Genomic DNA, 21,558 nt, shown 5'->3' with positions numbered 1-21,558 from the left:
AAAACTTATCATTTGTTAAAAAATAAGGTATGATGGATAAAAATAAAGTGAAGCTTTCTAAGTATAATATAATGTGGAAAGTGAAGAACTTCACGCTTTTTAAGGTGTGTATATATTTTATCTCTAGAGTGGTAGGAAAGTAGAGGGGGAAAATCATGACAAAGCTGCAACGTATTCAAAAAGTATTGGTAGCTAACCGTGGAGAGATTGCAATTCGTGTGTTTCGAGCTTGTTCGGAACTTGGATTAAAAACAGTTGCAATCTATTCTAAAGAGGATAGTGGTTCTTATCATCGCTATAAAGCCGATGAGTCCTATTTAGTTGGGGAAGGAAAAAAACCAATTGATGCTTATCTAGATATTGAAGGCATTATTGAGATTGCAAAAAGTAATCATGTAGATGCAATCCACCCTGGATATGGTTTCTTGTCAGAAAATATTCAATTCGCTAAACGTTGTGAAGAAGAAGGAATTATCTTTATCGGTCCGAAAAGTAAGCATTTAGATATGTTTGGAGATAAAGTGAAAGCAAGAACACAAGCGCAGCTAGCACAAATTCCAGTTATACCTGGTAGTGATGGTCCAGTAAATTCATTAGAAGAAGTCGAAAAATTTGCTGAAAAGTATGATTACCCGATTATTATTAAAGCATCCCTTGGGGGTGGCGGTCGTGGTATGCGTATTGTGCGTACTAGTGAGGAATTAGGAGAATCATATAATCGAGCGAAATCAGAAGCGAAAGCAGCCTTTGGTAATGATGAAGTTTACGTCGAAAAATTCGTTGAAAAACCTAAACATATAGAAGTACAAATTTTAGCAGATGAAGAAGGCAATGTTGTTCATTTATACGAGCGTGACTGTTCTGTACAACGTCGTCATCAAAAAGTTGTAGAAATTGCACCGAGTGTATCACTTTCAGATGATCTGCGTCAGCGTATTTGTGATGCTGCTGTGAAGTTAACGAAAAATGTAAATTATTTAAATGCAGGAACAGTAGAATTCCTTGTAAAAGATGATGAGTTTTACTTTATTGAAGTAAATCCACGTGTTCAAGTAGAACATACGATTACAGAAATGATTACGGGAGTAGATATTGTTCAATCACAAATTTTAATAGCTGATGGACATTCATTACATAGCAAAATGGTAGGTGTTCCGAAGCAAGAGGAAGTAGTTGTACATGGATTTGCAATTCAATCTCGTGTAACAACTGAAGATCCGCTAAATAATTTTATGCCGGATACAGGAAAAATTATGGCGTATCGATCAGGCGGTGGTTTTGGTGTACGTCTTGATACAGGAAATAGCTTCCAAGGTGCAGTTATTACACCGTACTACGATTCTTTACTTGTAAAAGTTACAACTTGGGCACTTACTTTTGAGCAAGCTGCTGCAAAAATGGAACGTAACTTAAAAGAATTCCGTATTCGTGGTATTAAAACAAATATTCCATTCCTAGAGAATGTAGTAAAACATAAAAACTTCTTATCAGGAGAATATGATACTTCATTTATCGATGCGTCACCTGAATTGTTCTTGTTCCCGAAACGTAAAGACCGTGGAACGAAAATGTTAAATTACATTGGTACAGTAACAGTAAATGGTTTCCCAGGAGTAGGTAAAAAAGAAAAACCAATATTCCCAGATGCTCGTATTCCATGTTTAAAACATTCAGAGCCAATCCAAAATGGAACGAAACAAATTTTGGACGAGCGTGGAGCGGACGGATTAGTAAAATGGGTACAGGATCAAAAACGTGTACTTTTAACGGATACAACATTCCGTGATGCACACCAGTCATTACTTGCAACTCGTATTCGTACAAAAGATTTACATCAAATTGCGGAGCCAACAGCGAGAATGTTACCGAACCTATTCTCAGCGGAAATGTGGGGCGGTGCAACGTTTGACGTTGCGTATCGTTTCTTAAAAGAAGATCCATGGGAACGATTACTAGATCTTCGTGAAAAAATGCCGAACGTTTTATTCCAAATGTTACTTCGTTCTTCAAACGCAGTTGGATACAAAAACTATCCAGATAATTTAATTCAAAAATTTGTGGAATGTTCTGCTCAAGCAGGCATTGATGTATTCCGTATTTTTGATAGCTTAAACTGGGTGGAAGGCATGAGAGTTGCAATTGACGCTGTACGAGACACTGGTAAAATTGCAGAAGCAACAATGTGCTACACAGGGGATATCCATGATCCACTGCGTAGTAAATATGATTTAAATTACTATAAAAATTTAGCAAAAGAGTTAGAAGCATCAGGAGCTCACATTTTAGGTATTAAAGATATGGCGGGCTTATTAAAACCAAATGCAGCATATGATTTAGTTTCTGCATTAAAAGAGACAGTGTCGATTCCAATTCATCTGCACACGCACGATACGAGTGGAAATGGTATATTAACGTATACGAAGGCAATTGAAGCGGGTGTTGATATCGTCGATGTAGCAGTGAGTTCTATGGCTGGTCAAACGTCACAACCAAGTGCGAACACGCTATACTATGCATTAGGTGGAAACGAAAGACAACCAGATGTTAATATAGATTCTTTAGAAAAACTATCTCATTATTGGGAAGATGTACGCAAATACTATGCACCATTTGAAAGTGGTATGAATGCGCCGCATACAGAGGTATATATGCATGAAATGCCGGGTGGGCAGTATAGTAATCTTCAGCAACAAGCGAAGGCGGTTGGTTTAGGAGATCGCTTCGATGAAGTGAAAGTAATGTACCGCCGTGTGAATGACATGTTTGGAGATATTGTAAAAGTAACGCCATCATCAAAAGTTGTTGGTGATATGGCATTATTTATGGTTCAAAACCATCTGACAGAACAAGATGTTTTAGAGCGTGGACATGCGATGGACTTCCCAGGGTCTGTTGTTGAAATGTTCTCTGGTGATTTAGGTCAACCGTATGGTGGTTTCCCGAAAGAATTACAAAAGATTATTTTAAAAGGGAAAGAGCCGTTAACAGTAAGACCAGGTGAATTACTAGAGCCAGTAGATTTCGAAGCATTAAAAGAAGAATTATTCCATAAACTTGGACGCGAAGTAACGATTTTTGATGTAGTTGCATATGCTTTATATCCAAAAGTATTTATGGATTATGAAAAAGTTGCTGAGCTTTATGGAAATGTATCTGTACTTGATACACCGACGTTCTTCTATGGTATGAGACTAGGTGAAGAAATTGATGTAGAAATTGAACAGGGTAAAACATTGATGGTTAAACTAGTATCAATTGGAGAACCTCAGCCGGATGGAAATCGTGTCCTTTACTTGGAATTTAACGGTCAACCACGTGAAATTATCGTGAAAGACGAGAGTGTAAAAGCAACAGTTGCACAACGTGTGAAAGGAAACCGTGAGAATCCAAATCATATTAGTGCAACGATGCCAGGAACGGTAATTAAAGTAGTTGTAAAAGAAGGCGATGAAGTGAAAAAAGGCGATTCTATGGCAATTACAGAAGCGATGAAAATGGAAACGACAGTTCAAGCGCCGTTCAATGGTAAAGTGAAGAAAGTATATGTTAACGATGGTGATGCAATTCAAACGGGTGATTTACTTATTGAATTAGATCACTAAAATAAAAAAAGAGCTGTGTAAAATACAGCTCTTTTTTTATTGCAAAAAATCCCTTGCCAATTCGGCAAGGGATTTTAGTTTTAAATTATTTTGTTTGTTTAGAAGTTAATTCGGCTTCTTTTGCATTCACTTTACTTCTTGTTCCTAACATAACTAAATAGCATAGTACGGCAAACAAGCAAGAAATGAATAGAGAATGTAACAATGCCATTGCTAAACTAGCGTTTGTAAATACAACTAAAACTCCTACTACAGCTTGAAGTGTAACAAGGATAAATGAAATGATCCATCCCCAATATACGACAGGTTGCTGTTTGTAATGGCGAATAGCGAGAATCATCGCGTATAGTATCCAAGCGAAAATTAACATTGCTGCAACTCTATGGCCCATTTGAACCCATTCATGTAGTTGAGTTGGCATAGGTCTGTTTTTGCTACATAAAGGAAAGTCTGGACAGGCTAAGCTAGCTCGTTCGTGACGTACTAAAGCACCTGTGTAGACGACGATATAACTGTAAATTGTTACACCATAAATATGAATTTTCATTTTTTTGTCCATAATAAGTGAACGTGCATCAAATTTTTGGTCAATTTCAAAGATAAGACACGTTAATAAAATGACAGAAGCAAATGAAATTAAGGAAATACCGAAGTGGATAGCAAGTACAGCTGGCATTTGGCCCCAAACAACTGCTGCTGCTCCCATTAATGCTTGTGCAACTAAAAATACGAAGGATAAAATTGCTAACGTTTTTGTTTCACGCACATGTTTATAATATTTCCAGGACAAAATACAAAGGAGAGTGACAAGAATTCCAGCTGATCCGGATGTTAATCGGTGGCTAAGTTCAATAATAGTTTCCATTGATAAATTAGATGGAACAAATTCACCGTTACAAAGTGGCCATGATTTACCACAACCTTGACCAGAACCTGTTTTTGTAACTAAAGCGCCTCCTAATAAAACTATTAATAAATCAAGGCTTGTAATGACTGCTAACCATTTAATAAAGCGTTGCAATCTCTTTCACCATCTTTCTGCTATGAAGTTATTGCGAAATATTTTCATTCCATTATGTATAGAATAAAACGCGCTAGTTCCTATGATATATAAAAAATAATAAAATAGCAAAGAAATGGAGGGGGAAGGAAAGGGGGAGAAAATAGGTGTAAAAACAGGGTTCCTAAGGAAAATTTTAGGTGGAAAATAGGCTATTTTGAAAAGAAATGGGGAGAATACGTGTTAAATAAGACAAAATAGTTTATTATAGAAGGTAACATCATGTTATGATAAGGACAAGTCAGAATGAAGTTTTTTATATTCGACACAAAAAGTTCATGTTTTCTTCACAAAATGTTCGGGAAATATGATTTAATATATTGGAGTATGGGCGTAGATTAGTAGTAGAATGGGTTAACAATGTTTCTACTGTAATAATATTGCTATATAGAAGCGAATTATTTCATTTGAAATATGCGCAAAAAGAAAGATGAAAGTTTTAAGAGGGGGTTAGAGTGATGAACCATGCAACAAGTGAGCTGCATGATGAGTCCGCTGTTACAAGTGTACCGGAAACAACTCGGTTACAAGATTTAAAAGCACTCGTTAAAATGGGGATTGTAAACTCAAATACACTTACTGTATTTACAGGATTTTGGTTGGCATTACACTTTAATGGATTAAGTGTAATGGACAATCTGGATAAGTTATTCTTTACAATCGTTGGTTCTGGATTAGTTATGGCAGGGGTATGTTGTTTAAACAACTACATTGATCGAGACATCGATCCATTAATGGAAAGAACAAAGACCCGTCCAACGGTTACTGGAAAGTATAAACCAGGATTTGCACTTACATTTGGACTAGTCATATTACTTCTTGGTTTTGTATTTTTATTATTAACAACACCAATGGCAGTCTTAATGGGATTTATTGGTGCTTTCACATATGTTGTTCTATATAGTTTATGGACAAAGAGAAAGTATACACTAAATACTGTTGTAGGTAGTATATCTGGTGCAGTTCCTCCTTTAATTGGATGGGCAGCAATCGATCCATCTTTAGGCCATCCAATTGCTTGGATGTTATTTTTAATTATGTTTATTTGGCAAATCCCACATTTCCTTGCATTAGCAATGAAACGTGTTGATGAATATCGAAATGCAGGAATTCCAATGCTTCCTGTAGTTCATGGATTTGAAATTACGAAACGCCAAATTATGATTTGGACAGTATGTTTATTACCACTACCATTTTATATGAGTGGACTAGGGATAACATTTATGGTAATTGCAACACTGCTTAACATCGGATGGATCGTTTTAGGATTTTATGGCTTCCGTAAGAAAGATGACATCAAATGGTCCGTGCAAATGTTTGTTTATTCCCTAAATTATTTAACAATCTTATTTGTATCAATGATTGTAGTTACATTCTTCTAAGACAACGACATAATTGGATTTCTTTACGTTGAGATTTACTTTACTTAACTATAAAGTACAATCTAATTCACAAGGAAAGTGGGGGTTGTTTGTATGAAGAAACAGTGGCGACTGCTTTCGTTCGTTTCACTGCTGGCTTTACTGTTAGGGGGATGCGGTAAAGCCTTTCAATCTACTTTAATTCCGCAAGGAGAAGTAGCAAAAATGCAATATGATTTACTTCTACTGGCGAGTGCAATCATGGTAGGAGTAGTACTAGTAGTTACTATTATTTTCTTATATGTAATTGTGCGTTTCCGACAAAAGAAAGGTCAGGAAGATTATATTCCAGAGCAAGTTGAAGGGAATCACAAGCTAGAAATTATATGGACAGTTATTCCGATTATTCTTTTACTAATCTTAGCTGTTCCAACAGTTACATATACATTCAAACTTGCTGATGTAAGTGCGATGGAGAAAAAGAATATTGATAAAGATACTATCGTTGTTGATGTAACAGCGAATCTTTATTGGTGGGAATTTTCTTATAAATCAGAAAAGATAGTAACTTCGCAAGATTTGGTCATCCCCACAGGTAAGAAAGTGTATTTAAATTTGAAGGGTGCCGATATTAAACACTCATTTTGGGTTCCATCTTTAGCAGGGAAAATGGATACAAATACAGACAATGTGAACAAAATGTGGTTAAAGGCAGATAAATCGGGCACTTATAATGGTTTTTGTACAGAATTTTGCGGCCCATCACATTCTTTAATGCAATTTAAAGTGAAAGCTTTAGATGAAAGCGAGTACAAAAAATGGCTTGCTGATATGAAGAAGATTGATGGGAAGAAAGAAGTAGCTTCAACAAAGGCGCAAGAGGGCCAAGAAATATTTAATAAAAGCTGTATTGGTTGTCATGCAGTTGGATCTAATGATAGTAGACCACCTTCCGCTCGTATCGCACCAAACTTAGCAAACTTTGCGGATCGCGATATGGTTGCCGGTATTGCCGAAAACAATGAAGAAAACTTAAAAAAATGGCTGAAAGATCCTGAAAATATGAAGCCAGGAAACAAAATGACTGGCAAATATGGCAACTTAACGGATGATCAAATTGATGCATTAAATGCATACTTACAAACGTTAAAAGTTGAAAAGTAAAGAGGGATTATTCGCGAAGGGGAGGTTGAAAACGTGAGTTCTGTAGCAAAAAAACAGGGGATGGGTGCTGTCATATGGGATTATTTAACGACAGTAGACCATAAAAAGATTGCCATTCTCTATTTAATTGCAGGTGGATTGTTTTTTGTAATAGGCGGAATAGAAGCTCTATTTATTCGCCTTCAATTAGCGATTCCTAACAACGCTTTTCTTGTTGGGGATGCTTATAATCAAGTATTAACGATGCACGGTACAACAATGATTTTCCTCGCAGCTATGCCACTCGTGTTTGCATTTATGAACGCCGCTGTACCACTTCAAATTGGTGCACGTGATGTAGCGTTCCCGTTTTTGAATTCACTCGGATTTTGGTTATTTTTCTTTGGTGGAGTATTTTTAAATTTAAGTTGGTTTTTAGGTGGAGCACCTGATGCAGGATGGACATCTTATGCATCTTTAGCTTTAGCCTCTAAAGGTCATGGTGTTGATTTCTATGTACTCGGCTTGCAAATCTCAGGTATTGGTACATTAATTGGAGGTATTAACTTCCTTGTAACCATTATTAATATGCGGGCGCCAGGAATGACGTACATGCGTATGCCGATGTTTACATGGACGACATTTGTAACATCTTCGCTTATATTATTCGCTTTTCCGCCGTTAACTGTAGGATTAGGACTTTTAATGTTAGATCGTTTATTTGGAACAAGTTTCTTTAATCCGGCATTGGGCGGGAATACAATTATATGGGAGCATTTATTCTGGATTTTCGGTCATCCAGAAGTATACATTCTTATACTCCCAGCTTTCGGAATATTCTCAGAAATCTTCGCGACATTTTCGAAAAAACGATTGTTTGGTTATTCATCGATGGTGTTTGCGACTGTATTAATTGGATTTTTAGGATTTATGGTATGGGCGCACCATATGTTTACTGTTGGACTTGGTCCAGTTGCTAATGCTATTTTCTCGGTCGCAACAATGGCGATTGCGGTTCCAACTGGTATCAAAATATTCAACTGGCTCTTTACAATGTGGGGCGGAAGTATTCGTTTTACGACACCAATGATGTGGGCAGTAGCTTTCATTCCATCATTCGTAATGGGTGGAGTTACAGGGGTTATGCTAGCATCTGCACCAGCTGATTATCAATTTCATGATAACTATTTCGTAGTAGCGCATTTTCATTATGTAATCGTTGGCGGTGTTGTATTTGGTTTACTTGCAGGAGCTCATTATTATTGGCCACTGATGTTTAATAAAGTATTAAATGAAACATTAGGAAAGATAACGTTCTGGCTATTCTTTATCGGCTTCCATTTAACGTTCTTTATTCAGCATTTCCTTGGCTTGATTGGTATGCCACGCCGTTACTACACATATCTTGAAGGGCAAGGGTTGGAAATGGGGAATATGATTAGTTCCATCGGAGCGGTGTTTATGGCTCTTGGAACGATTGTTCTTCTATTCAATGTAATTAAAACGACAGTATCAAAAGAAAAAGCTGGTCGTGATCCGTGGGATGCACGTACATTAGAATGGACAATGCCAGCACCGACACCAGAATATAACTTTAAACAATTACCATTTGTTCGCGGATTAGATCCGTTTTGGATTGAAAAACGTGAAGGTAATAAAGAGATGACAGCAGCGGAACCAGTTGGTGATATTCATATGCCAAATCCTTCGTTTTCACCATTTGTCATTTCTTTCGGATTGTTTATAGCGGCATTTGGTGCGATGTATATGCAGGGCGGAAAAGATAAGTTCTGGTTATTAGTAGCAATTATTGGTTTAATCATTACATTTGGCGCAATGTTCCTACGTTCAGTAATTGATGATCATGGGTATCATATTCATAAAGAAGATTTAGAGGATAAGGGGGGCAAGGCATAATGCATGTAGATGAAAAATTAACGAATGAAACATTTCCAGCAGAGCCTGAAAAAGCAACCCTTGAAGGGAAAAATAAGTTTGTCGGTTTTTGGTTATTTCTTGGAGGCGAAACAGTGTTGTTCGCTTCCTTATTCGGAACATATTTAGCGTTAAAGAATTCTACAAATGGTGGACCAACATCTCAAGAGATGTTCCAAATGCCACTCGTTTTCATTATGACGATGCTTTTATTAACGAGTAGCTTAACGAGTGTATATGCGATGTATCACATGAAAAACTTTAACTTTAAGAAAATGCAGCTTTGGTTACTAGTAACAGTATTGCTAGGTTTAGGGTTTTTAGGGTTTGAGATATATGAGTTTTATCATTATACACATGAATTTAAGCATACTATGAGAAGTAGTGCGTTTGGCTCTGCGTTTTATGCTCTTGTTGGTACACATGGACTCCACGTATTGTTTGGGTTATGTTGGATTCTAACATTAATCTTTAGAAATGCGAAGAGAGGTCTAAATTTATACAATGCACCGAAGTTTTATGTTGCATCGATTTATTGGCACTTTATTGACGTAGTTTGGGTGTTTATTTTCACTGTAGTATATTTAATGGGAATGGTGGGATAAACAATGGCGATAAAGCAAACGAATAATTCTAAAGTTGATCTTGTTTATCGGAAGAGAAAAAGTGCGGAGGAAATGAGGCATCAAGTTATTACGTTTGCATTAATGATTTTTTTAACATTAGTTGCATTTGTAGCGGTGGCGTATCCAAAAACTTTTAGTCCGATTTTCTCTGTACCGTTTATTTTACTATTAGCAGTGGTACAAGTAATTTTTCAATTGTATTATTTTATGCATATGAGTCATAAAGGACATGAAGCAGCAAGTTTCTTTCTTTACTCTGGTCTGCTAATAGGGTTAATTACAATTTTAGCTTTTATGACAATCGTGTGGATTTGAAAAGTGAAAAATAAGGGAGCTTGTGTTGTCACAGCTCCCTCTTCATATTATGAGATAACCTTACGAAGGTAGGTGTGAAAATGAGTAACTTGTGGATATTTGGTTTTCAGGCTTTATGGAGTCCAATCTTTTTATTATTTATGCTTTCGATTCTTATTGGGTACTTCTTAATTATTGGGCCATATAGAATGCGATTTGAAAATGCGACGAAGGTAAGTAAGAAGCAAATTTTTTATTTTACGACTGGTATTGTTCTTTTGTATTTTGTAAAGGGAGGGCCTATTGATTTAATTGGCCATATTATATTTAGTGCTCATATGTTTGAAATGGCAGTCATGTATATTGCAGTTCCACCGTTACTGTTGCTTGGTATACCAATTTGGTTATATCGTTACATTACTTCTTTTAAGTTTGTTCAAATTATATTAAAGGTATTTGCTAAACCGCTTATTGCGTTATTTGTATTTAACGGCCTGTTTTCTTTTTATCATTTACCAGTTGTTTTTGATACGGTAAAACAAAGTCAAATAGCTCATCCTATTTGTCTCGCTATATTGTTTTTTACAGCAATCATGATGTGGTGGCCGATGTTAAATCCATTACCAGAATATCAAACATTAAGTGATATAAAGAAACTTGGTTATATGTTTGCTAATGGCATATTATTAACGCCTGCTTGTGCGTTAATCATTTTTGCGACAGCCCCGTTATTTGCAACGTATACGGATCCGGCTGCTTGGATGAAAGCGATGGAACTATGTGTACCAGCGGGCACTTTATCAGATTTAAATATAACGGGACCAGAATTTTTGCACTGGATGCCAGTCGTACAAGACCAGCAAACTGGTGGTATCATAATGAAAATTGTCCAGGAAATAGTGTACGGTACAATTATAGGCTATGTATTCTTTAGATGGGCACGTAGAGAACGTGAAAAGGATAAGGAGCAGTTGCAACAATTGCCGCCGTATTTACAGACTAAGTAAAAAAAGTGTATGGGATTCCATGCGCTTTTTCTTTTTAGTTTTAGCTACCTTAAAAGATTGAATTTTCTAATTTTTTATGTTAAGTTAGTGTAGGCGTGTACTAAAAGTGGAGATAAAATTTACTACTAGCTTTCATGCGTAATAATTCCATATGTAGTGCAAGTTTTTTAGAGAGTTACAAATATATATTGTTATCTTTAATAAACACGAACTATTTTAAGGGGGAGTTTAAATGGGTAGTAGTGGAAGTATGGTAAAGCCGATTAGTGGTTTTTTGACAGCACTAATTCAATATCCAGTACCAGTAGTAGAATCGCGTGCAGACATTGATAAACAAATTCAACAAATCATAAAAACAATTCATTCGACCAAATCAGGTTACCCTGGTTTAGAATTGATAGTATTTCCTGAATATAGTACACAAGGGCTCAATACAAAAAAATGGACTACAGAAGAATTTTTATGTACAGTGCCTGGGCCAGAAACAGACTTATTTGCTGAGGCATGTAAAGAATCTAAAGTATATGGTGTTTTTTCAATAATGGAGAAAAATCCTGATGGTGGAGAGCCATATAATACAGCAGTTATTATTGATCCACAAGGTGAAATGATTTTGAAGTATCGTAAGCTAAATCCTTGGGTGCCAGTCGAGCCTTGGAAAGCTGGAGATTTAGGCTTACCTGTTTGTGATGGACCTGGAGGAAGTAAATTAGCTGTTTGTATTTGTCATGATGGCATGTTCCCTGAAGTAGCTCGTGAAGCGGCCTATAAAGGTGCAAATGTCTTAATTCGTATTTCTGGATATAGTACACAAGTTAGTGAACAATGGATGCTAACCAATCGTTCAAATGCATGGCAGAATTTAATGTATACATTGTCGGTAAACTTAGCGGGTTATGATGGCGTATTTTATTACTTTGGTGAAGGACAAGTATGTAATTTTGATGGGACTACTTTAGTACAGGGACATCGAAATCCTTGGGAGATTGTTACTGCTGAAGTATATCCAGAACTAGCAGATCAGGCTAGATTAGGATGGGGATTGGAAAATAATATATATAATCTAGGTTCAAGAGGATATGTAGCAACTCCTGGTGGGGTGAAAGAAAATCCATATACGTTTGTAAAAGATTTAGCTGAAGGTAAATATAAGGTTCCTTGGGAAGATGAGATTAAAGTAAAAGATGGATCTATTTATGGATATCCAGTAAAAAAAACGATTCATTCTTAGGGAAGGGAAATAAAACAAGCGCATCATATTGATGCGCTTGTTTTTGTTAATCAATAATTTGAAATTCTTTTAACTCTTTTTCGACATTTTGTAGGAGTTGTTCGCTTTTTTGAAGTACATTCGTTGGGAAAGTCTCATCATCACCATATTCAACGCCGTGAGGATAATAATGTTTTCCTAATAAGGGGGGAAGTAGTTTTACTTCAGCGTGTCTACTGCCAATGTCACCTTCAACAGCAACTCCTTGCACTCGTAAATAATAAACATCCTTTAATATTTCAAATTTATAATCGTATGTAACTCGCTCATAATCCCACTGTCCGGCAAGTACGAAGTGGTTGTTTTCCATGATTTCAGTTAAAAGAGTTAATTCAACGACGGCTCCATTAAATTGCGTATTTGTAAATTGCATATAATACCTCCTTTTTTAATGTTACACCATTATTTTTATAATAGTATGAATAATAAGAAAGTGCAATTCATATTGAGAGAAAAGGGATAATCCAGACTTTTTTCACAAAAATATGATATAGTGAAAAGAGTACGGTACACACAAAAAGAAAGAAAAGGATTTGTGTATATCTCAATTTTATGTTTTGTTCAGGAGGTATATCGTTTGAAGAAATTATTGCGTATCGTAATGATTACATTTTTAATTTTAGCTGTTGATTTATACGGGAAATTACTCGTTTCACAATATATATTAACCCCATCTCAATCAAAGCAAGAAAATAAAATTGTGAAAAAGAAAAAGCAAATTAAGGAAGACTCCTCAGACACTGTTTTAAATATGATTGGTGAAGACTCTGAAAACTTATTAGCGAAGTGGGGAGAACCCTCTCGAATAGAGCCATCTGCATACGGATATGAATGGTGGGTATACAACCAGGATTTAACTCAGTATGTTCAATTTGGAGTTTCTGAACGTAAAGTTGTAACGGCATACGCAGCTGGTGAACAAGTTAAGGTTCCACCTTATTATATAAATGAAAAATATGAAGAAGTATATAAAAAAAGTCCGCTTTCGCATGAAATTTCATTAAAAAGAGGGAAAAATAGTTATCAATTTGAGCTATCTGATACCGAAGTCATGGAACAACCGTTAATACCTGTAGAAGATGGATGGGCGCAATTGTATTTTGATCAATTTACACATGAGCTTATTGGTGTTCGTTATATGGATGATGAAACTTTATTACGCCAAAGACCGTATCAGCTCGTTTATTCAGGTGAATTAATAGCAGAACAACCATTGACTCCAGAAAAAATAAAACAAGTAGAAAATGGGAATATGCAACAAATTTTTGATTTAACAAATATCATTCGAAGTCGTCATAAATTACCATTATTAACATGGGATCAGGAAACAGCAGATGTTGCTGTTGGTCACAGTAAAGATATGAAAGACAATAATTATTTTTCTCATGACTCACCTACATTAGGTACACTAGGAGATCGTTTGCAGCGCGGGAAAGTAGGATTTCAACTTGCTGGTGAGAACATAGCGGCGCAACATAGTGATGGAATTGCGGCAGTGCAAGGTTGGTTAAATAGTGAGGGGCATAGAAAGAATTTATTAAATGAACAATTTACAGGATTAGGTGTTGGTGTATACGATAAATTTTATACACAAAACTTTATTCGAAAATAAAGTGAAATTGTAAGCGGTGGGGTGTTAACATCACCAAATTAGTTACTTCGTATTCACTGAATTGTAGGTGGGAATCTGACCGTATGCAAATAGCAGAAAAAAAGGTGCATGAATCGTCTAAAAATAGGCGAACCATGCGCCTTTTTTTTCTTACTATATAGTAGATATACATGGAGAGGTGAGGATTATGCCAACAACAAAAGGACCGTTACATCCATCGGTTCAACAGTTTAAAGAATTTGTAAACCATCACCCTAAAATGGTTCATGAGGTTAGAAGTGGTCATAAAACATGGCAACAATTTTATGAAGAATGGTACTTACTTGGTGAAGAAGATCCAATATGGGCAACTTATAGACCGGATGGAGCGCCTGCGTTTTCTTCGGTAAAAGAAAATAAAAAAGAAAAAGATAATCGAACTGAAGAGGAAAAAACTGCTGATGTGATGGGGCAAATGCTTTCTTTTTTTAAAAAGTTGGACGTGGAACAAATGCAGAACCATTTAGCCAATGTGACGAGTGCAATCGGGAGCGTGCAACAAGTTATTCAGCAATTTCAAGGTAACCGTACGCAGCAAGAGCAAAGTACTTCAGAAAATAACCCATTTTTCTTTCAAAAGGATTAGGGGGAAAGATGATGAGAGCAGAAATTATGGAGTTTATAAAGGCTGATGAGGATTTATCTCGCTATATTAGAGAGCAACCGTACTGGTATAGAAAATTAACACGAAATCCTGAAGAAAAAGAGGCTTTTGAGTTAGCGGCGATGCAACATTTCAAAAAAACAATACCAGATAAAGTGGAAAAGTTTCAAAATCAATTGGCCGTTGCTTCGATCATGATTGATATGTTTCAGTATATGAAGCAACAAAATGCAACCTAATTGGAAGTGAAAAATATGTCCGTCATGCAGAACTTTTGTTACAATAGAGGTTGATTATTTAAAAAGGAGTTGCAGCATGACGGAAATTTGTTTAGTACGACATGGACAAACTGATTGGAATTTTCAAGAAATTATTCAGGGGCGAGAAGATATTCCGCTTAATGAAGTTGGTAAGAAGCAAGCGAGTCAGAGTGCAGCTGCTTTACAAGAAGAAACGTGGGATATCATTATAAGTAGCCCGTTAATTAGAGCGCAAGAAACGGCTAATGAAATTGCAAAGACAGTTGGATTACAATCGATTTTATTAGATGAGCGATTTGTTGAACGGAATTTTGGAGAAGCTTCAGGGAAGCCGGTTGCGGCTGTTAGAGAGTTGATTGCTGAAGGTAAAGTAGAAGGTATGGAGCGAGATGAAGAGATTGTAGCTCGTTGCTTTGCTGCTTTAGAAGATGTTGCGACAACTCATTTTGGCAAACGTATTATTATTGTTGCTCACTCACACGCGATAAAAGCGATTTTACATGCCATTGAACCAGATGAAATTACATTTAAGACACCATTAAAAAATGCGTGTATTAGTTATATGAAACAAAATAGTGGAAAGTGGGATGTTCTTAAATATAATATAGCGGAACATATTAATGTATAAGTGTGTACGGATATAGTGTAAAAATAGTTTCATTATATCTTTCTTTTGAGTAAGTCACTTCAATTAGTAGTTCTAATCTAAATGTGGTATGATGGATACTCGGAGGTGTCTCTCATGATTGTAGCGACGCTAGAAAGCGTATTAATATTAGATAAGGCAGAGCAGCTTGCAAAAGCGATTATCTGTTCAGATATAGCAGAAGATTATCGTAAGTATTATAGAGAATTACATGAAGATATGGAACTTCAGACGCTCATTCAGCAATTTACAGCGATGAAAGAACGGTATGAGGAAGTACAGCGTTTTGGAAAATACCATCCTGACTATACTACCGTGTCAATGAAAACGAGAGAATTAAAGCGTTCTGTGGACTTACATGATAAGGTTGCAGCTTTTAAAAGAGCAGAAACTGCTTTGCAGAAGTTATTAGACGAAGTTAGTGTAGCAATCGGTTCGGAAGTGTCTTCTTCCATTAAAGTGCCAACAGGAAATCCATTCTTTGATGCTGGTGGCTGTGGTGGAGGTTGTGGTACTGGCGGAGGTTGTGGTTGTAAAAAAACGGGGTGATGTACCCCGTTTTTTAGAAGTTGGAAGAAAACGTATACAGAGTTTGTCCTGTAATGTTATAAATTTCTGATTGGTTTTCATAGAATATAAAATATATGTTTTTAAAAGGAGAAGATGGAGAAGATTATGTTCGGGCAACGACAAAGTATGATTGTTTATTTACATTCATTGAAACATGCCAAGATTTTAAGGAAATATGGTAACATACATTACATATCAAAACGATTAAAATATGCTGTAGTATATTGTGATATGGAACAAATTGAGCATATGATGCATAAGTTGAACAAACTTCCTTTTGTGAAAAAGATAGAACAGTCGTATCGCCCGTATTTAAAAACGGAATTTGAAAATTCCCGTCCTGATCGAGCAAAAGAATACGATTATAGCTAATAGAAAAAATCCCCGGCTAAATTTAGCCGGGGATTTTTCACTTGAAATAACGTGTTATTTCATCGGAGGAATGAAATTGTTCATTCGTAAAATACCAATTAAATGATTAAAAAATAGTTCTTTTTCTGGGAAAGTTGTAGATGGTTTTACAGTAAAGGTAGCCACTTTTTTTCCGAGTTGTTCTGCCGTTTCTTCAAATAAAATGACACGTTTACTTTTTTTATTTTCAAATACAGGAATGCCTTCACGACATATGTATAATGGTTGGAAATCACCAGTAGTAGTTGGTTTTAATATTACAACAAGCGAACATACTTTTTTATCGTTTTTTATCGTTTCAAATTGTAACATATGTGCTATACGTTCTTGATTTGTTTTGGCAATTTCAAGTAATTCATATAAATCAGAGTAGCCTTCTCCAAGTTCTATAAAGCGTTGAATCATATCTTTTCCTCCTCTTTCTTTTACTGTACCATTTCACTTTTTAAATGAAAAGCACACAAAGAAAAAAAACCCTGCATAGCAGGGCCCTTCTTATACTAGCATGTACTAGTAAGAAGGCAAAGGGAGAGGAGAAACCGGAGGAAGAACTTATGGGGAAACGTAAGTCTTCTCCGCGGTTGGCAACAACATCGAAGGTGATGTTGTTATAATTATTTATGTCCAATCTAAATGAAGATATACATAATGAAATTAAATTTTATGTTGGGCTTTTTATTTTTCTTTTTTTTATTTTGTGATAGGATAAAAAAGATAAAGTGGAACTAATATACATATTGGGTTCATATTAGTGAATGATGAGATGAATACATAAAAATAACGAGAGGTTATTTGAGGCCGAGTTTTCCTATAGTTAGGTGAATGTGGTTTGTTAACGGTTACCGAAGTGGGAATGGCTTTCTATAATCGCTCGATAGATTGAAATAAAGGTAGTGACAACAGATGAGAGTAGTTTCAGGAAAATGTAAAGGACACCCACTTAAAGCGGTTCCTGGTAATACAACACGTCCAACGACAGATAAAGTAAAAGAATCTATTTTTAATATGATAGGTCCTTATTTTGATGGTGGTATCGCCCTTGATTTATTTGGTGGTAGTGGTGGTCTTGGAATTGAGGCTTTGAGCAGAGGGATTGATAAAGCAATTTTTGTTGATCGGGATAGTAAAGCGATAAAAGTAATTCATCAAAATTTAGAAAGTTGTAGAGTACAGGAACAAGCTGAAGTATATCGAAATGATGCTGAACGTGCAGTAAAGGCGCTAATAAAACGTGAAATGTCATTCGATCTTATATTGATAGATCCTCCATATAAAGAGCAAAAAATTGTATCTTTAATTAGTATAATGGATCAACATGGATTGCTACATAGTGATGGATTAATTATGGCAGAGCATGGTAATGATGTAGTTTTACCTAATTCAATAGGAAGGCTTGTAAAAGTACGAGCTGAGAATTATGGGATTACTGCAATATCGATTTATAAGTATGAAGGTGAGGGGACAGAATGACAAGTATAGCTATTTCTTCAGGAAGTTTTGATCCAATTACCCTTGGGCATCTGGATATTATTAAAAGGGGAGCAAAAGTATTTGATGAGGTGTACGTAGTCGTTTTAAACAATTCATCAAAAAAACCATTCTTTTCAGTTGAAGAGCGATTAGAATTAATTCGAGAAGCGACAAAGGATATCCCGAATGTAAAAGTAGATTCACATAGTGGGCTATTAGTAGAGTATGCAAAAATGCGTAATGCAAATGCAATATTACGTGGTTTACGAGCAGTTTCTGATTTTGAATATGAGATGCAAATTACTTCTATGAATCGAAAATTAGATGAAAATATTGAAACATTTTTTATTATGACAAACAATCAATATTCATTTTTAAGCTCGAGTATTGTAAAAGAAGTTGCGAGGTATGGAGGAAGTGTAGTAGATCTTGTACCTCCTATTGTAGAACGTGCTTTAAAAGAAAAGTTTCAAACCCCGTTAAAGTGAACGGGGTTTTTCTTTATATGTGCGCAAAAATAATAAAATAACATATAAGTATAGACAAAATAATGTGAAAATTGGTCCATAATGTATAAAAGATGTCCAAATTTCATGTAGTATAGAAGGATGTTCGGATAAAAATACAGGAATATCTTTTGGTATAGGCGAGAAAGAACTCACTTTCTCATAAAATGGTGTCCAAAATACAAATGTAAAAATAGGGGCAAGAATACTTTGAATAATTCGTGCGAAAAAATAGGGTTTAAATCGGATATCTGTTTCAGCTAATATGCTAGCAACTTGTGCCTGAATAGAAAGACCACTAAATGCTAAAATGAAGCTTGTTACCATAGCTTGTTGTAAGAGCGGTGTTTCATTTATTTGACTAATCATTTGGCTTCCGAGTGTCATTTCGAAAATACCTGATAATATAGGTATACTAAAATCTGTACTTAGTTGGAAGAATGATAAAATATGTTGCATAATAAAAGAAAGAGCTGCTGTAATGTGAAATACAGTAATCATTTTATTTAACACAGAGAATAAAATAATAAATCCGCCAATCATAAGTAATGTTTGAATAGAAGAAACAATGGCATCCCCAAGTAATTTACCAATTGGTCTTTTTTCTTGTAAGCGTGTCTCGTGAAGGATTAAAAAAGGGTTTTGAAAGCGACGTTTTTTTGTAGTGTGTGTATTAATTTTGTAAGCGGTATTATCGCCGTAAAAACGCATAATTAATCCGACAGCAAAGTTACTGAAATAATGGGCAGCGGCTAATATAATTCCTAATTTCGGATTATTAAAAAAACCGATAGACACAGCACCGAAAATAAAAAGTGGATTAGAAGAATTTGTGAAAGAAACGAGGCGCTCTGCTTCAATCTGAGTTAAAAGATTGCTTTTTCGTAGTCTAGCGCTTAATTTGGCGCCTGCAGGGAAACCAGAAGCCATTCCCATCGCCCAAACAAATCCGCCTATCCCTGGAACGCGAAAAAGTGGGCGCATGAGTGGTTCTAATATAACGCCAATAAATTTTACAACACCGATACTAATTAGAAGTTCCGCAATGATGAAAAACGGTAGTAGTGAAGGGAATACAACTTCCCACCATATATTTAACCCGCGAATAGAAGCTTGCAAAGCGGCTTGGGGGTGGAGTACAAGAGAAAAGGTTAAAAATAGCATTGATATGGTAAGGAAAGCGGTTTTCCATTTTTCATACATGTAAGTAAATCCCCCTTTGTCCCAAAAAACGTTCATTTCAGTATACGTGGATACGTAGTGAATTTAGACCATAAGTATGAAAAAGGAATGAAAAAAATTAAAGGGTGAGAAAAATGAAAGAACCAAAGATTGGTTTAGCACTTGGGTCTGGAGGAGCGAAAGGGTTTGCTCATATTGGTGTAATAAAGGTTTTAAGGGAAGCGGGTATCCCTATTCACATGATTGCAGGAAGTAGTATGGGGGCGCTAATAGGTACGTTTTATGCGGCAAGTAGTAACGTTGAAAGATTGTATAAATTAGCATCTGTTTTTAAGCGGAAGTATTATTTAGATTTCACGGTACCGAAAATGGGATTTATTGCTGGAAAACGTGTCAAAGATATGATTAAAATGTTTACATATAATAAAAATTTAGAAGAGTTAGATATCCCGACGGCTGTTGTGGCTACTGACATATTGAAGGGGGAAAAAGTGGTTTTTACAAGTGGGCCAGTTGCAGATGCGGTGAGGGCTAGCATATCTGTTCCTGGAGTGTTTGTACCAGAAAAAATAGATGGAAGATTATTAGTGGATGGTGGAGTCATTGATCGCATCCCAGTATCGGTTGTGAAAGAGTTAGGGGCCGATATTGTTATCGCTGTTGATGTATCTCCAATTAAGGTAAATGGCGATGTTACGTCCATTTATGACGTAATCATGCAAAGTATTGAAATTATGCAGCATGAGCTTGTAATGAATCGGCAAATTGCATCGGATTTAATGATGCGACCAGCTGTAGAGCAATTTAGTTCACGTGCTTTTACAAACATTGAAGACATTATTCGAGTTGGAGAAGTAGAAGCAGAAAAACATATTTCAAATATTTATTTATTAATTGAGCAGTGGAAGGAGAAACATAATGTTTAAGCGTTTTCGGTTTATATATGCAATCTTAATAGGGGTTATATTGGCGATGTTACTTGTTTACGTACGTTTACCGTATTATATAACAAAACCAGGAATGGCTGCCAAATTAGAGCCTTATGTTCAAGTTGAGGGTGGAACGAAAGAATCTGGTGATTTTATGCTTGTTACGGTTTCAATGGGACCAGCAAATGTGGTGAATTTAATAGCGGCACAGTTTAATAAATATACACATATTTCGAAAGCGGAAGAAATATTGCAAAAAGGTGAGAGTGATGAAGAATATCAATTTCGCCAAAATTATGCGATGAAAGATTCGCAAAATGCAGCGATTTATAATGCATATAAACGTGCAAATCGCTCAGTATCTTTTGAAAATAAAGGTGTATTAGTTGCTGGTGTGGTAAAAGGAATGCCGTCAGAAGGAAAGCTTAAGCTTGGTGATGTTATTATAGCTGTTGACGGAAAAACATTTGAAAAGACGGAGCAATTTATTGAATATATGACAGGGAAAAAAGAAAATGATGCTGTAAGTATTGAGTACATGAGAAATGGAAAACAATTGAAAGAGAATTTAAATGTAAAGACGATTCCTAATGGGAATGGACGTGTCGGTATAGGTGTTTCTATCGTTACGGAAAGAGAATTAGTGGTCGATCCGAAAGTGAAAATTAATTCTCATGAAATTGGTGGACCATCCGCAGGTTTAATGTTCACATTAGAAATATATAATCAACTTGTGGAAGAAGACTTAACGAAAGGACATGAAATAGCTGGAACAGGTACAATTAATGAAAAAGGAGAAGTGGGCCCGATTGGTGGTATAAATCAAAAAGTGGTGGCTGCTAGCGATGCTGGGGCTGAAGTGTTCTTTGCGCCAAATGAAAAAGGTGCGGAGAAATCGAACTATAAAGATGCACTTGAGACTGCAAAGGATATTAAAACAAAAATGAAAATTGTACCAGTGGATACGCTGGATGATGCGTTAACATATTTAGAAAAGATGGATAAGGAAAAAACCTCTCTGAAATAGAGAG

The 21,558-nt window shown here is 35.9% G+C and carries 22 protein-coding genes; 18 read left to right on the top strand and 4 right to left on the bottom strand.

Annotated features, from left to right (window positions below; all coding sequences use genetic code 11):
* Positions 1 to 155 precede the first annotated feature (155 nt).
* Complete coding sequence (pyc, locus tag ACUN13_RS01160) at positions 156 to 3,602, top strand: pyruvate carboxylase (RefSeq protein WP_000164087.1); 3,447 nt, start codon at positions 156 to 158, stop codon at positions 3,600 to 3,602.
* Between the two features lie 85 nt (positions 3,603 to 3,687).
* Here the strand turns inward: pyc and ctaA are convergent, their stop codons facing one another.
* The gene (gene ctaA, locus ACUN13_RS01155; protein ID WP_025689187.1) at positions 3,688 to 4,623 is read right to left on the bottom strand and encodes a heme A synthase; all 936 of its coding nucleotides are present in this window, start codon (positions 4,621 to 4,623) and stop codon (positions 3,688 to 3,690) included.
* Positions 4,624 to 5,120: 497 nt separating this feature from the next.
* On the opposite strand from ctaA, the gene ctaB reads away from it, so the two are divergent.
* The 7 genes from ctaB to ACUN13_RS01120 all read left to right on the top strand — a co-directional run bounded on the left by ctaB (position 5,121) and on the right by ACUN13_RS01120 (position 12,259).
* Complete coding sequence (gene ctaB, locus ACUN13_RS01150; protein ID WP_001015058.1) at positions 5,121 to 6,044, top strand: protoheme IX farnesyltransferase; 924 nt, start codon at positions 5,121 to 5,123, stop codon at positions 6,042 to 6,044.
* A 93-nt stretch (positions 6,045 to 6,137) separates the two neighbouring features.
* Complete coding sequence (gene coxB, locus ACUN13_RS01145; RefSeq protein ID WP_000745268.1) at positions 6,138 to 7,187, top strand: cytochrome c oxidase subunit II; 1,050 nt, start codon at positions 6,138 to 6,140, stop codon at positions 7,185 to 7,187.
* Between the two features lie 60 nt (positions 7,188 to 7,247).
* Entirely contained in the window at positions 7,248 to 9,083 is a 1,836-nt protein-coding gene (ctaD, locus tag ACUN13_RS01140; RefSeq protein ID WP_153579316.1) for a cytochrome c oxidase subunit I, read from the top strand.
* A complete protein-coding gene (ctaE, locus tag ACUN13_RS01135) occupies positions 9,083 to 9,706 on the top strand; it encodes a cytochrome c oxidase subunit III (RefSeq protein WP_000557861.1) in 624 nt (207 codons plus the stop codon). Before ctaD ends, ctaE begins: the two co-directional genes overlap by 1 nt.
* A 3-nt stretch (positions 9,707 to 9,709) precedes the next feature.
* Complete coding sequence (ctaF, locus tag ACUN13_RS01130; protein WP_025689190.1) at positions 9,710 to 10,042, top strand: cytochrome c oxidase subunit IVB; 333 nt, start codon at positions 9,710 to 9,712, stop codon at positions 10,040 to 10,042.
* Positions 10,043 to 10,122: 80 nt separating this feature from the next.
* Complete coding sequence (gene ctaG / locus ACUN13_RS01125; RefSeq protein ID WP_000069026.1) at positions 10,123 to 11,028, top strand: cytochrome c oxidase assembly factor CtaG; 906 nt, start codon at positions 10,123 to 10,125, stop codon at positions 11,026 to 11,028.
* Between the two features lie 232 nt (positions 11,029 to 11,260).
* A complete protein-coding gene (locus tag ACUN13_RS01120; protein WP_000535802.1) occupies positions 11,261 to 12,259 on the top strand; it encodes a formamidase in 999 nt (332 codons plus the stop codon).
* A gap of 46 nt (positions 12,260 to 12,305) precedes the next feature.
* Here the strand turns inward: ACUN13_RS01120 and ACUN13_RS01115 are convergent, their stop codons facing one another.
* The gene (locus tag ACUN13_RS01115) at positions 12,306 to 12,671 is read right to left on the bottom strand and encodes a YugN family protein (RefSeq protein WP_001160952.1); all 366 of its coding nucleotides are present in this window, start codon (positions 12,669 to 12,671) and stop codon (positions 12,306 to 12,308) included.
* A gap of 204 nt (positions 12,672 to 12,875) precedes the next feature.
* On the opposite strand from ACUN13_RS01115, the gene ACUN13_RS01110 reads away from it, so the two are divergent.
* The 6 genes from ACUN13_RS01110 to ACUN13_RS01085 all read left to right on the top strand — a co-directional run bounded on the left by ACUN13_RS01110 (position 12,876) and on the right by ACUN13_RS01085 (position 16,401).
* On the top strand, positions 12,876 to 13,910 hold the full coding sequence (locus ACUN13_RS01110; protein ID WP_000735375.1) for a CAP domain-containing protein: 1,035 nt from the start codon (positions 12,876 to 12,878) through the stop codon (positions 13,908 to 13,910).
* 187 nt (positions 13,911 to 14,097) lie between these two features.
* A complete protein-coding gene (locus ACUN13_RS01105; protein ID WP_001143346.1) occupies positions 14,098 to 14,535 on the top strand; it encodes a YlbD family protein in 438 nt (145 codons plus the stop codon).
* Between the two features lie 11 nt (positions 14,536 to 14,546).
* Complete coding sequence (locus tag ACUN13_RS01100; RefSeq protein ID WP_001200990.1) at positions 14,547 to 14,792, top strand: YlbE-like family protein; 246 nt, start codon at positions 14,547 to 14,549, stop codon at positions 14,790 to 14,792.
* A 76-nt stretch (positions 14,793 to 14,868) separates the two neighbouring features.
* Positions 14,869 to 15,441 (top strand): histidine phosphatase family protein, encoded by a 573-nt coding sequence (locus ACUN13_RS01095; RefSeq protein ID WP_445423644.1) that lies wholly within the window; start codon positions 14,869 to 14,871, stop codon positions 15,439 to 15,441.
* 114 nt (positions 15,442 to 15,555) lie between these two features.
* Positions 15,556 to 16,008 (top strand): YlbF family regulator, encoded by a 453-nt coding sequence (locus tag ACUN13_RS01090; protein WP_445423643.1) that lies wholly within the window; start codon positions 15,556 to 15,558, stop codon positions 16,006 to 16,008.
* Positions 16,009 to 16,134: 126 nt separating this feature from the next.
* The gene (locus ACUN13_RS01085) at positions 16,135 to 16,401 is read left to right on the top strand and encodes a YlbG family protein (RefSeq protein WP_002082261.1); all 267 of its coding nucleotides are present in this window, start codon (positions 16,135 to 16,137) and stop codon (positions 16,399 to 16,401) included.
* Between the two features lie 54 nt (positions 16,402 to 16,455).
* Here the strand turns inward: ACUN13_RS01085 and ACUN13_RS01080 are convergent, their stop codons facing one another.
* Positions 16,456 to 16,845, bottom strand: a complete 390-nt coding sequence (locus ACUN13_RS01080; protein WP_000616017.1) for a DUF7147 family protein — start codon at positions 16,843 to 16,845, stop codon at positions 16,456 to 16,458.
* Positions 16,846 to 17,343: 498 nt separating this feature from the next.
* On the opposite strand from ACUN13_RS01080, the gene rsmD reads away from it, so the two are divergent.
* Positions 17,344 to 17,910 (top strand): 16S rRNA (guanine(966)-N(2))-methyltransferase RsmD, encoded by a 567-nt coding sequence (gene rsmD / locus ACUN13_RS01075; protein ID WP_001266978.1) that lies wholly within the window; start codon positions 17,344 to 17,346, stop codon positions 17,908 to 17,910.
* Positions 17,907 to 18,398: a pantetheine-phosphate adenylyltransferase gene (coaD, locus tag ACUN13_RS01070; protein ID WP_000200601.1), complete on the top strand. Its 492-nt coding sequence runs from the start codon at positions 17,907 to 17,909 to the stop codon at positions 18,396 to 18,398. Before rsmD ends, coaD begins: the two co-directional genes overlap by 4 nt.
* Here the strand turns inward: coaD and ylbJ are convergent.
* Positions 18,390 to 19,619, bottom strand: a complete 1,230-nt coding sequence (gene ylbJ, locus ACUN13_RS01065) for a sporulation integral membrane protein YlbJ (RefSeq protein ID WP_445423642.1) — start codon at positions 19,617 to 19,619, stop codon at positions 18,390 to 18,392. The two genes, coaD and ylbJ, sit on opposite strands and share 9 nt — an antisense overlap.
* Positions 19,620 to 19,732: 113 nt before the next feature.
* On the opposite strand from ylbJ, the gene ACUN13_RS01060 reads away from it, so the two are divergent.
* On the top strand, positions 19,733 to 20,524 hold the full coding sequence (locus tag ACUN13_RS01060; RefSeq protein WP_000662588.1) for a patatin-like phospholipase family protein: 792 nt from the start codon (positions 19,733 to 19,735) through the stop codon (positions 20,522 to 20,524).
* Complete coding sequence (locus ACUN13_RS01055) at positions 20,517 to 21,554, top strand: SepM family pheromone-processing serine protease (RefSeq protein ID WP_445423641.1); 1,038 nt, start codon at positions 20,517 to 20,519, stop codon at positions 21,552 to 21,554. The genes ACUN13_RS01060 and ACUN13_RS01055 overlap by 8 nt, the downstream gene beginning before the upstream one ends.
* The last annotated feature ends 4 nt before the right edge of the window (positions 21,555 to 21,558 follow it).

It is taken from the genome of Bacillus cereus group sp. Bce041 (assembly GCF_052646455.1).
Note: the sequence above shows the minus strand (reverse complement) of the source record. Positions and strands in the feature narration are given on the sequence as shown.